Source organism: Sphingomonas sp. R86521 (assembly GCF_042466235.1).
Classification (GTDB): Bacteria; Pseudomonadota; Alphaproteobacteria; order Sphingomonadales; family Sphingomonadaceae; genus Sphingomonas.
Genome location: NZ_JAXHBY010000001.1, coordinates 2,402,843 through 2,416,264, shown reverse-complemented (window position 1 = coordinate 2,416,264; position 13,422 = coordinate 2,402,843). Strand labels below are relative to the sequence as shown.

The following is a 13,422-nucleotide window of genomic DNA, read 5'->3' as shown; positions in this document are numbered from 1 at the left end:
TTCGCGTGCAGCGTCAACCGGTTCGCCCCTTCCGTTCCCGCGACTGGTTCGCCGATCCGTCGCGGTCCGACATGACCGCGCTCTACCTCGAACGGTTCATGAATTACGGGCTGACTCCGGCCGAGCTGCGATCGGGACGGCCGATCATCGGCATCGCGCAGACCGGCAGCGACCTATCCCCCTGCAACCGCATCCATATCGATCTCGCCCGGCGGGTGCGCGACGGGATCCGCGATGCGGGCGGGATCCCGATGGAGTTTCCGGTTCATCCGATCTTCGAGAATTGCCGCCGGCCGACCGCGGCGCTCGATCGCAACCTGGCGTATCTGGGGCTGGTCGAGACGCTGTACGGCTATCCGATCGACGCGGTCGTATTGACCACCGGGTGCGACAAGACGACGCCGTCCGGGATCATGGCGGCATCAACGGTCGATATTCCCGCGATCGTGCTGTCGGGCGGGCCGATGCTCGACGGCTGGCATGACGGCGAGCTGGTCGGATCGGGTACCGTGATCTGGCGCTCGCGGCGGAAGCTGGCGGCGGGCGAGATCGACGAGGAGGAATTCCTGCAGCGCGCGACCGACAGCGCGCCGTCGGCCGGGCACTGCAACACGATGGGCACCGCATCGACGATGAACGCAGTCGCCGAGACGCTGGGCCTGTCGCTGCCCGGCTGCGCGGCCATTCCCGCACCGTACCGCGAGCGCGGGCAGTTCGCGTACGAGACCGGGCGCCGCATCGTCGACATGGCGTATGAGGATTTGCGCCCCTCGAATATCCTGACCCGCGAAAGCTTCCTCAACGCGATCCGCGTCGTCACCGCGATCGGCGGGTCGTCGAACGCGCAGCCGCATATCCACGCGATGGCGAAGCATGCCGGCATCGAGATCACCGCGGCGGACTGGTCCGAGATCGGTTACGACCTGCCGCTGCTGGTCGATGTGCAGCCAGCGGGGCGGTTTCTGGGCGAACGGTTCCACCGCGCGGGCGGCGTGCCCGCCGTGCTGAGCGAACTGCTGGGCGCGGGCAAGCTCGATGGCGATTGCCTGACGGTGACGGGGCACACGCTTGCCGAGAACATCACCGGGCGCGTCGCCACCGACCGCGAGGTGATCCGCGCGTTCGATACGCCGCTGAAAGAGCAGGCCGGGTTCCTGGTGCTGTCGGGCAATCTGTTCGACGTCGCGATCATGAAGACCAGCGTGATCTCGCCGGCGTTCCGCGACCGGTATCTGCAGCACCCTGGCGCCGAGGACGTGTTCGAGGCGCGGGCGATCGTGTTCGAGGGATCGGACGACTACCACCACCGAATCAACGATCCCGCGCTCGATATCGACGAGGGCTGTATCCTGGTGATCCGCGGCGCCGGGCCGATCGGCTGGCCGGGTTCGGCCGAGGTCGTCAACATGCAGCCGCCCGATCATCTGATCCAGCGCGGCATCATGACGTTGCCGACTTTGGGCGACGGGCGGCAGTCGGGAACGTCGGACAGCCCGTCGATCCTGAACGCCAGCCCCGAGAGCGCGGTCGGCGGCGGCTTGTCGTGGTTGCGCACCGGCGACGTGATCCGCATCGACCTGAAGGCCGGCCGCTGCGACGCGCTGGTCGACGCGGACGAGATCGCGCGGCGACGCGATGGTCCGCCACCGCCGATTCCGGCGAGCAACACGCCGTGGGAAGAACTGTACCGCGAAAAGACCGGGCAGCTGTCCGATGGCGCGGTGCTGGATTTCGCGGTGAAGTATCGCGGGATTGCGGCTAAGACTCCGCGACACAATCACTAGGTTTCTACAGTAACGCACCAATAGGCCGATATAACGGCAGGGGAGAGGGACGATGACGGATACACGCACAACTGGGGGCGGGTCGGTAAACCACGGCTTCATCGCGGCGATCGTCGTGGTGGCGACGATCGGCGGCTTCATGTTCGGCTATGATTCGGGCGTGATCAACGGCACGCAGAAAGGGCTGGAGGCCGCATTCGGGCTCGGGCGGCTCGGCATCGGCGTCAACGTCGGCGCCATCCTGGTCGGCTCGGCCGTGGGTGCTTTCACCGCCGGGCGACTGGCCGACGCGATCGGGCGCCGCAACGTGATGATGATCGCGGCGGGGCTGTTCCTGTTCAGCGCATTGCTGGCGGGTGCGGCGACGGGCTCGGCGATCTTCATCTTCGCGCGCATCATCGGCGGGCTCGGCGTCGGCGCGGCGAGCGTGATCTCGCCGGTCTATATCTCCGAAGTCACCCCGGCATCGATCCGCGGGCGACTGTCGAGCGTGCAGCAGGTGATGATCATCTCGGGGCTCACCGGTGCATTCGTCGCGAACTTCGCGCTGGCGCGGTACGCCGGTGGTTCGACGGCCGATTTCTGGCTGGGCTATGCGGCCTGGCGCTGGATGTTCTGGCTGCAGGCGATTCCCGCGGCGATCTACTTCCTCGCGCTGCTGACGATCCCGGAGAGCCCGCGCTTCCTGGTCGCGAAGGGTCGCGACGAAGAGGCGCGCACGGTGCTGACGAAGCTGTTCGGCGGTGCCGAGGCCGATCGCAAAGTCGTCGAGATCCGCAACTCGTTGGCCGCCGATCACCACAAGCCCAAGCTGAGCGATCTGGTCGACAAGACCACCGGCAAGATTCGCCCGATCCTGTGGGCGGGCATCGGCCTGGCCGTGTTCCAGCAGCTCGTCGGCATCAACGTCGTGTTCTATTACGGCGCGGTGTTGTGGGAAGCGGTCGGCTTCACCGAGGACAACGCGCTGCAGATCAACATCCTGTCGGGCGTGCTGTCGATCGCGGCGTGCCTGTTCACGATCGCGACCGTCGACAAGATCGGCCGGAAGCCGCTGCTGCTGGTCGGTTCGGCCGGCATGGCGGTAACGCTGGCGGTCGTCGCCTATGCGTTCTCGACCGCGGTGACGGGTGTGGATGGCGCGGTGTCGCTGCCCGGGCATAACGGCCTGATCGCGCTGGTCTCGGCCAATCTGTACGTGATCTTCTTCAACGCCAGCTGGGGCCCGGTGATGTGGGTGATGCTGGGCGAGATGTTCCCGAACCAGATCCGCGGATCGGGGCTTGCGGTCGCCGGGTTCGCGCAGTGGATCGCCAACGCGGCGATCTCGGTCAGCTTCCCGGCGCTGGCGGTGTCGCCGGGTCTGGCGGTCACCTATGCGGGCTATGCGTTCTTCGCGTTGCTGTCGTTCTTCTTCGTGAAGGCGCTCGTCAACGAGACCGCGGGTCGTGAGCTGGAGGACATGGCTGGCTGATCGCCGGCCGCCTGTCGCCTACGAAAAGGGGGCAGCGGATCATCCGCGGCGCCCCTTTTTTTTGCACTCAGCCGCAGGAGACGGGGGCGGGGCCGTTGCGTGCGGAGACGGCGGGTGGCCCGGCCAGCGACGGCGTCGGGCCGGGCTGCGCGAGGTCGATCGCGGCGGCGTAATAGGGATCGGCCTCGGCTTGCTGCAGCGTCACGAAGCGGAAGCCCATCGAGCGGTATAGATCGAGCAGCCGGGGCATCATGTGTGCGTCGAACGATCCGACGTGCATCAGCAGGATATAGGGGACGTCGCGGCCAAGCTGCGCCTTGGCGCGGGCACGTGATGCGAGAGCCGCGCTGCGGGCGTCAGCGAGGAAGCTGGTCTCGAGTTGCGTGATTGCCACGGTGTCGCGCTTGGCCGCGCACGCGGCGTAGGGCGCGTTCCATTTGAAGTCGTCGAAGCTCATCGTGACGGCCGCGACGCGGTAGCCGGCCGCCTTCAACGACGCGCGTTCCGCGTCGCGCACTAGGGGTGTGCTGCCCTCCGACAGGAAGGGATAGCGGAACCAGTGCCAGTCGGTGCCCTTCGCCGCGACGGCGAGCGGGGCTTCGTTGCGGGCGACATCGGCGGCGAAGGCGGTGGCGCCGACGGTATCGAGATTGCCGTGCGAGTAGCTGTGGTTGCCGAGCGGCAGCCCGGCGGCGCGCCAGGCGGCGATCGCGCGCGCGGAATCGTCCGGCGTGTCGAGCCCGAAGCCGGCGTTGAAGAAGCCGAATGCCGGTGCCTTCGCGGCGGCGAGTGCGGCGGTGATGCCGTGGATCACGTCGACGCGGGTCTGGCCGGGCGTGAGCGGGCCGTGGGCGGGGATGTCGTCGAAGGTGAAGGCGATCGCTGGGCGTGAATCTGCCCGGGGTACGACCGGCACCGGGGCTGATGCCCCGAAGACCGGCTGTGCTGCTCCCCCGAACAGCGACAGCGGTATCGCGTTGCCCATCACGCTGTAGCCTGCCTCCGATGGATGGAGGTGGTCGCCGGAATCATAGGCGGGCGGCAGTCGGTCTGGGTGGGCGGGGTCGCGCATGAGGCGGTCGAAATCGATCACGGCGTCGAACACGCCCGATCCGCGGATGAACGCGTTGATCGCTTGGCGGTCGGCTTCGGTCTCGGCGCCGGGGTGGTAATAGGTGTTACCGCCGAACGGCATCACGGTGCCGCCGATCACCTTGATGCCGTGCGCGTGCGCGCGGGCGACGACCTGCGCGTAGCCGGCGGTGACCTGCGCGACGATGGCGGCATGTTGGGCTGGCGTGGCGGGCGCCTCGCGGGTGAGGACGCCCAGATCGTTGACGCCTTCGAGCATGATCGCCCAGCGCACGCCGCTGCGCGCGATCACGTCGCGGTCGAACCGCGCGACGAGGTTGGGGCCGAGCCCGTCGAGCAGCATGCGATTGCCGCCGATCCCGGCGTTGACGACACCGATCGCGCGCGTGGCGGTGGTGGCGCGGAGGCGCGCGGCGAGGATGTCGGGCCAGCGCGTGTTGCGCTCGGGCTTGACCCCGTAGCCATCGGTGATCGAGTCGCCGATCGTGACGATGGTGCCGGCGTTAGCGCTGCCGGCGACCTCGACATCGGCGAGCGCGTACCAGTGCGTGGTCGTCGCTGCGCCGGTCAGGTCTGGGTCGGCGACATGATCGCCCGCCAGCGTGAAGCTGGTCGCGCGCGATCCGGGATGGCCGGTCTGCGGGGCGGCGGCGTCGGGCAGGTACAAGGTGATTGCGAGATCGGAGCCGGGGGCGGCGGTCAGCGCGACGGGGTCCGAATAGATCTCCGCACCGGCCGGGATCACCGCGCCGGGCCGCCCTGCAAAGGTCAGGCTGACCCCGCGGTCGATTTTAGGCGTACCCAGCGCGATGGCATGCGCGACATGGCCGGCGCCGATCGCAAGCGGACGCGTGCCGAACGCGTTAGACAGGCGCACCCGGACCTGCTCGCCGCCCGCCGACAGCCGCACGACCTGCCGCAGCGTGATCGCCGCGGCGCGGTCGGCGGGCAGCGCGTTGTCGCCCTCGACCACCATCTGCGACGATCCCCAGCTGCCGATCCAGTGCGGCGCGCGCCTTGTTTCGCGCGCGTCGGCGCCTGCTACCGTGAGGGCGGAGACGGCCAGAGCGGTCGGGAGCCATTTGATCATGTGTGTGCCCTTGTGCTGCGTCATTGCGGGTTGCCGGGTGCGTGGGGAAAGCGTTGCGCTTCGTACCAGGCGAGGTCGTGGGCGGGGGGTGCCGCCCCGGTCGGTAGCGACAGGCCGTTGATCGACATCCAGTAGGCGAGGCTCGCATCGCGCCACCAGCTCGCCTCGCGCTCCTGCACCGCGAGGTAGGTCGCGGTCTTCTGCCAGCGCTCGGCATCGACCTGCGGGCGGAGTGCGTCCCATTGGCGGCGCATCCCGGCGACGTAGCCGATGCCGGAATCGTAATGATGGACGAGCTCGGCCCACAACGTTCGGCCCGATGCCATCGGTCGGGTCCAGGGGACGTGATGGAACCACAACAGCTCGCGCTCGGGCGTCGTAGCGGGGTCGGTCAGGCGGCGTGCGACCGGCGGGGCGTATTGCGCGATCGCGTTGCTGCCCGTCACGGTGCGGTCGAAGCCGATGCCGGCCTTGTCGGCCTTGTGATAATAGACCGGGTTCCATTCGGGGCGCTTCAGGTCGGCGACCCAGGGGCCGGGGCCGTAGTGATGGCCGGTCGCCATGACGTGTGCGAGGCCGAGGGGGGTCATGTAGTCAACGACCGCTTCGCGCGAGCCGCTCATCATCGCGACGACGGGGGCGACCAGTGCGGGCGAGAACGTCATTGCCGCCCATTCGCGCGCGACCGCGTCGGGATCGAGCGTCGGGTCCCACGCCATCCGCCCGAACGCGTACCAGTTCGCCTGGTTGAAGGTGGAGCCCGCCCAGTCGCGGTCGCGGCCGATGTTGGCGACGCCCGCCATCCCCGACAGCTGTTTAGCGACGGTCGATCCTGGCCCTTTCGCCATCGTGTCCGATTCCAGCGTCTCGGCGAACAGCGGGCCGAGATAGGCGAGGTGCGTCGCGAAGCCGAGATATTCCTTGGTGATCTGGAATTCGATCATCAGCGGCGTCTTCGGCATCGCGCCGAACAGCGGATGGAACGGTTCGCGCGGCTGGAAGTCGATCGCGCCGTTTTTGACCTGGACGATGACGTTCGATGCGAACTTGCCGTCGAGCGGCTTGAACTCGGTATAGGCCTGTTTCGCGCGGTCTTCGGGATCAGTCTCGGCGTAGACGAATGCGCGCCACATCACGATGCCGCCGTGCGGTCGGACCGCGGCGGCCAGCATGTTGGCGCCATCGGCATGGCTGCGGTGATAGTCGCGCGGGCCGGGCTGGCCCTCGCTGTTGGCCTTGACGAGGAAGCCGCCGAAGTCAGGGATCGCGCGGTAGATTTCGTCGGACTTGGCCTTCCACCACGCCGCGACGGCGGGGTCGAGCGGGTCGGCGGTCTTCAATCCGCCCAGCTCGATCGGTGCGGAGAAGCGCGCGGACAGATAGACCTTGATCCCGTACGGCCGGAACACGTCGGCGAGTGCGGCCGCCTTCGCGATGTACGGCGCGGTCAGGCTGTCGGCCTTGGCGTTGACGTTGTTGAGGACGGTGCCGTTGATGCCGATCGAGGCGTTGGCGCGCGCGTAATCGGTGTAGCGCGGGTCGTGAAAATCGGGGAGGGTCCACCAGTCCCAGAGCGACTGGCCGGCATAGCCACGCTCGACCACGCCATCGAGATTGTCCCAATGGTTCAGCACGCGCAGTTTTATGCGGGGCGTCGAGGACAGATCGACGCGATCGAGACTGCCGCCGGTCTGGAGATGGCGCAGCAGCGCGAAGCTGCCGTACAGCACACCGCGATCGCTGTTGGCGGTCACCAGCGTAACTGGGCGGCCCTTCAGCGTGACGCTGCGGATCAGATAGCCCTCGTCGCCCAGCGGCGCGGTCGGCAGATGCAGCGCGGTGACGTCGCGGTCTGCGGCGGTGACGAGCACGATGGCGGGAGTCGCGGTCTGCGCTACCCCAGCGGGGGCGGACAGGCCGGCGATACCGCGGCGCAGTTCGGCGGCGGCCACGGTCAGTGTCGGGGTGGTGCCACGGGCGTCAATTGTGACGAAGCCAAGGTTGGTGCCGACCGAGCGGTATCGCATCCACAGATCATAGCCGTCCTCGGCCTGCGCGATCGTGGGCGACAGGACCAGCATCATCGCCGCCAGCCATAGCCGAACCAATGCCCGCATCATCATCGTCTCCCATGGGTTCGCATTGACATCGCGACCCTTTGTCCAACATGGTATCGCTATCACGACGACGGCATCGACAGCAATGCCGCGCTACGATTGGAGAATTGGGTGCCGGGTATTTCACACGATCGTATCGCGACGACGCGGCGCGGCCTGCTGCGCTGGCTTGGCACGGCGTCGGTCGCAGCCCTGACCCCCGGCGTCGTCCACGCCGCAACGCCGCGCGAAATCTACCGCGATCCTGCTGCGCCGGTCGACCTGCGGGTCCGCGACCTGATGGCGCGGATGACGCTGGAGGAGAAGGTCGCGCAGACGATATCGCTATGGGGTACCAAGGCGGATGTCATGCGCACCGGGGGCACCGAGTTCGATCCGGCCAAGGCGAGCGCGGCCTATCCGGCGAGCTTCGGCCAGGTGACACGGCCATCGGACCTGCGTGGCGGACCATCCGTTGCGGCGGTCGCCGGCGGGACCGGTGCACGGTTCCGCGGTACGGCATCGACGATCGCGTTCGTCAACGCGGTGCAGCGCTGGGCGCGCGACCAGACCCGGCTGGGCATCCCGGTGATCTTCCACGAGGAGTCGCTGCACGGCTATATGGCGCCGGACGCGACGATGTTTCCGCAGGCGATCGGGATGGCGGGGACGTTCGACCGCGAACTGATGCGGCGGGGGCAGGCGGTGATCGGTCGCGAGGTGCGCGCGCATGGCAGCCACCTGGCGCTGTCGCCGGTCGTCGACATCGCGCGCGATCCGCGCTGGGGCCGGATCGAGGAGACGTTTGGCGAGGACCCCTATCTGTGCGGCGAGATGGGTGTCGCCGCGGTCGAGGGGCTGCAGGGCGACAGCGGGACGCTGCAGCCGGGGAAAGTGTTCGCGACGCTGAAGCACATGACCGGGCACGGCCAGCCACAGGCGGGTAACAATATCGGGCCTGCGCCGATCGGAGAACGCGAACTGCGCGAAAGCTTCTTCCCGCCGTTCCGCGCGGTGGTGACGCGGACCGGGATCGGCGCGGTGATGCCGTCGTACAACGAGATCGACGGCGTGCCGAGCCACGCCAATCACTGGCTGCTGGGGGGCGTGCTGCGGGGGGAATGGGGGTTCAAGGGCGCGGTCGTCAGCGATTACGGCGCGATCGAGGAGCTAGAGACGATCCACCATGTCGCGCGCGACCGGAGCGAGGCGGCGCGGATGGCGCTAACCGCAGGCGTCGACAGCGCGTTGCCCGATGGCATCGCGTATCGCACGCTGCCGGCGCAGGTTCGCGCCGGGACGGTACCCGTGGCAGCGGTCGATGCGGCCTGCGCCCGGATCCTGGCGCTGAAATTCCACGCTGGGCTGTTCGAACAGCCGATGGTCGACGCGCGGGTTGCCGAGCGGCTGACGGGCAATGCCGAGGCGCGCGCGCTGGCGCTGGACGCGGCGCGAAAATCGATGTGCCTGCTGACCAACGACGGCATTTTGCCGCTGACCGCCAAGGGCAAGATCGCGGTGATCGGCCCCAATGCGGCGGTCGCGCGACTTGGCGGCTATTCGGCACCGCCGCGGCAGACGGTGTCGTTGCTGGAGGGTGTGCGGGCGCTGGTCGGCAGTGCGGCGGAAATCGTCCATGCGCAGGGGGTATTCATCACCCAGAGCGAGGATCGGTCGGCGGACGAAGTGTTGCTGGGTGATCCAGCGCGCAACCGGACGCTGATCGCCGAGGCGGTCGAGGCGGCGCGCGGTGCCGACACGATCATCCTCGCGATTGGCGATACCGAGCAGACCAGCCGCGAGGGATTCGCCAGGAACCATCTCGGTGACCGCACCACGCTGGACCTGCTGGGCGAGCAGAACGCGCTGTTCGATGCGTTGAAGGCGCTCGGCAAGCCGATCGTCGTCGCCGCGATCAACGGCCGTCCGCCGAGCTGGCCTAACGTCGTGGCGCACGCCAACGCGATCCTGGAGTGCTGGTATCCGGGGCAGGAAGGCGGCACCGCGATGGCGGAGGCGCTGTTCGGGCGGATCAATCCGGGGGCAAAGTTGCCGGTCACGGTGGTCCGCGAAGTCGGGCAGGTGCCGTTCTATTACAACCGCAAGCCATCGACGCAGCGCGGGTATCTGTTCTCCGAGGTGACGCCGTTGTTCCCGTTCGGGCATGGGCTCAGCTACACCAAGTTCGAGATCGGCACGCCGCGGCTGTCCGCTGCGACGATCGGTCGTGCGGGCTCGGTCACTGTCGAGGTGGATGTCGCCAATATCGGCGCGCGGACCGGGGACGAGGTGGTGCAGCTCTACGTCCACGACTTGGTCGCGTCGGTGGCGCGGCCGGTGCTGGAGCTGAAGGGGTTCGAGCGCGTCACGTTGGCGGCGGGCGAGCGGCGGACGGTGCGCTTCACGCTGGGGCCGGATGCGTTCGCTTTGTGGGACATCGACATGCGCGAGGTGGTCGAGTCGGGTCAGTTCCACATCATGGCCGGGCCTGATTCCGCCAACCTCAAGACCGCGATGCTGGAGATCGCCTGATGCCGAAGATCGTCAATGCCCGCGTCATCGTCACCTGCCCGGGGCGCAACTTCGTCACCCTGAAGATCGAATGCGACGACGGCACCACCGGGGTCGGCGACGCCACGCTGAACGGCCGCGAACTGAGCGTTGCGAGCTACCTGGCCGACCATGTCGTGCCCTGCCTGATCGGTCGCGATGCGCACCGGATCGAGGATATCTGGCAGTATCTCTACAAGGGCGCGTATTGGCGGCGCGGTCCGGTGACGATGTCGGCGATCGCCGCGGTCGACACCGCGCTGTGGGATATCAAGGGCAAGATCGCGGGCCTGCCGGTGTACCAGCTGCTCGGCGGGGCCAGCCGCGAGGCGTGCATGGTCTATGCGCATGCGAACGGCACGACGATCGCGGACACGATCGCGGTGGCACTGGCCGAACAGGCCAAGGGCTACAAGGCGATCCGGCTGCAATGCGGTGTGCCGGGGCTTGCCTCGACCTACGGCGTGGCGAAACACGGCAAGCGCTATGAGCCGGCCGATGGCGACCTGCCGAGCGAGAGCGTGTGGTCGACCGAAAAATATCTGCGGGTCGTCCCCGAACTGTTCAAGGCGGCGCGCGAGGCGCTCGGCTGGGATGTGCACCTGCTGCATGACGTCCACCACCGGCTGACGCCGATCGAGGCGGGGCGGCTCGGCAAGGACCTGGAGCCGTACCGCTTGTTCTGGATGGAGGATCCGACCCCCGCCGAGAACCAGGATGCGTTCCGCCTGATCCGCCAGCATACGACCACGCCGATCGCGGTGGGCGAGGTGTTCAATTCGATCTGGGACGCCAAGGACCTGATCCAGAACCAATCGATCGATTACATCCGTGCGACCATCGTCCATGCGGGCGGCCTGACGCATCTGCGCCGGATCGCGGGGCTCGCCGATCTTCATCAGGTCCGGACCGGTTGCCACGGCGCGACCGACCTGTCGCCGGTATGCATGGCAGCCGCGCTGCATTTCGGCCTGTCGGTTCCGAACTTCGGCATCCAGGAGCACATGCCGCATACTGCGGAAACCGACGCGGTCTTCCCGCATGCCTACACCTTCGAAGACGGCATGATGCATCCGGGCGACGCGCCGGGGCTGGGCGTCGATATCGACGAGGAACTCGCCAAGGGGTATGAATATAAGCGCGCCTTCCTGCCGGTTAACCGGCTCGAAGACGGCACGTTGTTCAGCTGGTGAACGCCAACGACGCCGTCCACGCCGGGGGAGAAGCCGCGATTGAGGCGATCGCCAAGCCGCGTGGTCGCGTCCGCTGGGTGATATGCGGGTTGCTGTTCGCCGCGGTCGTGCTGTCGTATATCGACCGGCTGGTGCTGGGGGTGCTGAAGCCGCAGCTGACCGCGCTCTATGGCTGGACCAATTCCGGGTACGGCGATGTCACCGGGTATTTCCAGGTCTGCTACGGCCTGGGGTTCCTGGCGTTTGGCTGGCTGATTGACCGGATCGGGCCACGGCTCGGCTATATGCTGGCGATGGGGATCTGGACGATCGGCCATTTCGCGCAGGTGCTGGCGACGACGACCACCGGGTTCGCGATCGCGCGCATCCCGCTGGCGCTGGGCGAGGCGGGAACCTATCCGTCCGCGCTGGCGGCGGCGTCGCAGTGGTTCCCGAAAAGGGAACGCGCGCTGGCGATCGGGATCTTCAACGCTGGCGCCAATGTCGGCGCGATCGTCACGCCGTTGCTGGTCTCGTTCCTGGTCGCGGGGTTGCTGCTCGACTGGCGCTGGGCGTTCCTGGTGACGGGCGCGTTCAACCTGATCTGGCTGGTGGCGTGGTGGCGCTATTACCGCAAGCCCGGCGATCACGCCCGCATCACCGCGGAGGAGCGCGCCTATATCGACGTCGAGCCGCAGGAGGATGTCGGCCGTGCCGGCTTCGCCCGCGTGCTGCGCCACCGCGAGACCTGGGCGTACATGGCAGGACGGTTCCTGATCGATCCGGTGTGGTGGACCTTCCTGTTCTGGCTGCCCGACTTCTTCCACACTCGCTACGGCTACGACCTCAAGAATTTCGGGCCGCCGCTGGTCGCGATCTACATGCTGGCGGATATCGGCGCGGTGGCGGGGGGATGGTATTCGTCGCACCTGCTGAAGCGCGGGGTCGCGACCGGGCGGGCGCGCAAGCGGGCGATGTTCGTGTGCGCGCTGTTCGCGCTGCCGGTGATGTTCGCGGCGCAGGCGAGCGACATCTGGATCGCGGTCGGCTTTATCGGGCTGGCGTGCGCGGCGCATCAGGGGTTCTCGACCAACCTGTTCGCGCTGCCCGGCGACCTGTTCCCGCGCTATGCGCAGGGGACGCTAATCGGGCTAGGCGGGTTCGCGGGCGCCGCGGGCGGGTTCATCGCGTCGAAGTCGCTCGGCCTGCTGCTCGACCGGGTCGGCAGCTATGAGCCTTTCTTCATCGCCTGCGGGCTTGCCTATCTGGTCGCGCTGCTCGTGACCCATCTGCTCAACCCGCGCTACGCAAAGGTCCGGATCGCGGGCTAGGGCCTGACCACCAGCCGGGTGTAGAGATGCCAGGTCGCATAGCCGAGCCAGGGCAGCACGACTGCGAGTCCGATCGCCAGCGGGATCAGGCCGAGCAGCAGGAGGGCGGCGACGCGCACGCCCCACCCGAACACTTCGCGCGGGTTCTTCCGCGCCGCCGCAAGCGAGGTGCGGATCGCCAGACCGGCATCGACCGGCTGGTCGACTACCATCGGGAACGACACCAAGGCGAATACGAGCGTCGCGATCGCGAACGGTGCGCCGGCGAGGTTGCCAAGGATGATCAGCGTCCAGCCCTGCTCGGTGGTGAACAACCGGCCGAACACGTCGCCGATGTGCAGCGGGGCCGAGGCGCCGAACGTCGCGTCGTAGACTGCATAAGCGGCGATCAGCCAGCCGATCATCAGCACCGCGAGCCCGGCGGTGAGCAACGCCAGCGGCACGCGGCTGCGGCCGTTCAAGGGATCGAAGAAATGCAGCCAGCCAGCATCCCGCCCCTCTTCGCGGCGGCGGGCGAGTTCGTAGAAGCCCGATGCGGCCGCGGGGCCGAGGATCGAGAGTCCGGCGACCAGCGGGAAGAACAACGGCAGCAGCGGATCGTTGAACGTGACCACGGCGGCGATCAGGCAGATGACCGGATAGAGCAGGCCGATCACGATCAAGTCGCCGCGCTTCTCGAGAAAGTCCTTCCACCCCTCCGCCAGCGCCCAGTTGAGATCGCTCGTCGTGATCCGCCGGATTTCGGGGATATCGGGCGCGAGTGGAAACGACGTGTCCGGAAGCGTAGCCATGACCTGCTCTCCTATGGGATCGTAGTCAGTTCCTTGCCGAGT

At 67.7% G+C, this 13,422-nt stretch carries 8 protein-coding genes; 5 read left to right on the top strand and 3 right to left on the bottom strand.

Annotation, left to right across the window (positions count from 1 at the left end; all coding sequences use genetic code 11):
* The first annotated feature begins 5 nt into the window (after positions 1–5).
* Entirely contained in the window at positions 6–1,784 is a 1,779-nt protein-coding gene (locus tag SJY20_RS11195; protein ID WP_380787006.1) for an IlvD/Edd family dehydratase, read from the top strand.
* A gap of 52 nt (positions 1,785–1,836) precedes the next feature.
* Positions 1,837–3,258, top strand: a complete 1,422-nt coding sequence (locus SJY20_RS11190; RefSeq protein ID WP_380787005.1) for a sugar porter family MFS transporter — start codon at positions 1,837–1,839, stop codon at positions 3,256–3,258.
* 67 nt (positions 3,259–3,325) lie between these two features.
* Here SJY20_RS11190 and SJY20_RS11185 read toward each other — a convergent pair whose 3' ends face one another.
* Together SJY20_RS11185 and SJY20_RS11180 are read right to left on the bottom strand one after the other, a co-directional pair.
* Positions 3,326–5,440, bottom strand: coding sequence for a GDSL-type esterase/lipase family protein (locus tag SJY20_RS11185; RefSeq protein ID WP_380787004.1), 2,115 nt, complete (start codon positions 5,438–5,440; stop codon positions 3,326–3,328).
* Between the two features lie 20 nt (positions 5,441–5,460).
* Positions 5,461–7,557, bottom strand: a complete 2,097-nt coding sequence (locus SJY20_RS11180; protein ID WP_380787003.1) for an alpha-glucuronidase family glycosyl hydrolase — start codon at positions 7,555–7,557, stop codon at positions 5,461–5,463.
* 135 nt (positions 7,558–7,692) lie between these two features.
* Here SJY20_RS11180 and SJY20_RS11175 point away from each other — a divergent pair, with 135 nt between their 5' ends.
* The 3 genes from SJY20_RS11175 to SJY20_RS11165 are packed head-to-tail and all read left to right on the top strand — an operon-like array spanning position 7,693 to position 12,589.
* Positions 7,693–10,068: a glycoside hydrolase family 3 N-terminal domain-containing protein gene (locus SJY20_RS11175; protein WP_380788667.1), complete on the top strand. Its 2,376-nt coding sequence runs from the start codon at positions 7,693–7,695 to the stop codon at positions 10,066–10,068.
* Positions 10,068–11,279, top strand: coding sequence for a D-mannonate dehydratase ManD (manD, locus tag SJY20_RS11170; protein WP_380787002.1), 1,212 nt, complete (start codon positions 10,068–10,070; stop codon positions 11,277–11,279). The genes SJY20_RS11175 and manD overlap by 1 nt, the downstream gene beginning before the upstream one ends.
* Positions 11,280–11,317: 38 nt before the next feature.
* The gene (locus SJY20_RS11165) at positions 11,318–12,589 is read left to right on the top strand and encodes an MFS transporter (protein WP_380788665.1); all 1,272 of its coding nucleotides are present in this window, start codon (positions 11,318–11,320) and stop codon (positions 12,587–12,589) included.
* On the opposite strand, the gene SJY20_RS11160 is transcribed toward SJY20_RS11165, so the two are convergent.
* A complete protein-coding gene (locus tag SJY20_RS11160; protein ID WP_380787001.1) occupies positions 12,586–13,380 on the bottom strand; it encodes a DUF2189 domain-containing protein in 795 nt (264 codons plus the stop codon). The genes SJY20_RS11165 and SJY20_RS11160 overlap by 4 nt on opposite strands.
* Positions 13,381–13,422 lie beyond the last annotated feature (42 nt).

Bases quoted from the DNA above. Each gene is read 5' to 3' on its own strand.
- SJY20_RS11190 (WP_380787005.1), top strand. From the start codon at position 1,837: ATGACGGATACACGCACAACTGGGGGCGGGTCGGTAAACCACGGCTTC.
- SJY20_RS11185 (WP_380787004.1), bottom strand. From the start codon at position 5,440: ATGATCAAATGGCTCCCGACCGCTCTGGCCGTCTCCGCCCTCACGGTA.
- SJY20_RS11180 (WP_380787003.1), bottom strand. From the start codon at position 7,557: ATGCGGGCATTGGTTCGGCTATGGCTGGCGGCGATGATGCTGGTCCTG.
- manD (WP_380787002.1), top strand. From the start codon at position 10,068: ATGCCGAAGATCGTCAATGCCCGCGTCATCGTCACCTGCCCGGGGCGC.
- SJY20_RS11160 (WP_380787001.1), bottom strand. From the start codon at position 13,380: ATGGCTACGCTTCCGGACACGTCGTTTCCACTCGCGCCCGATATCCCC.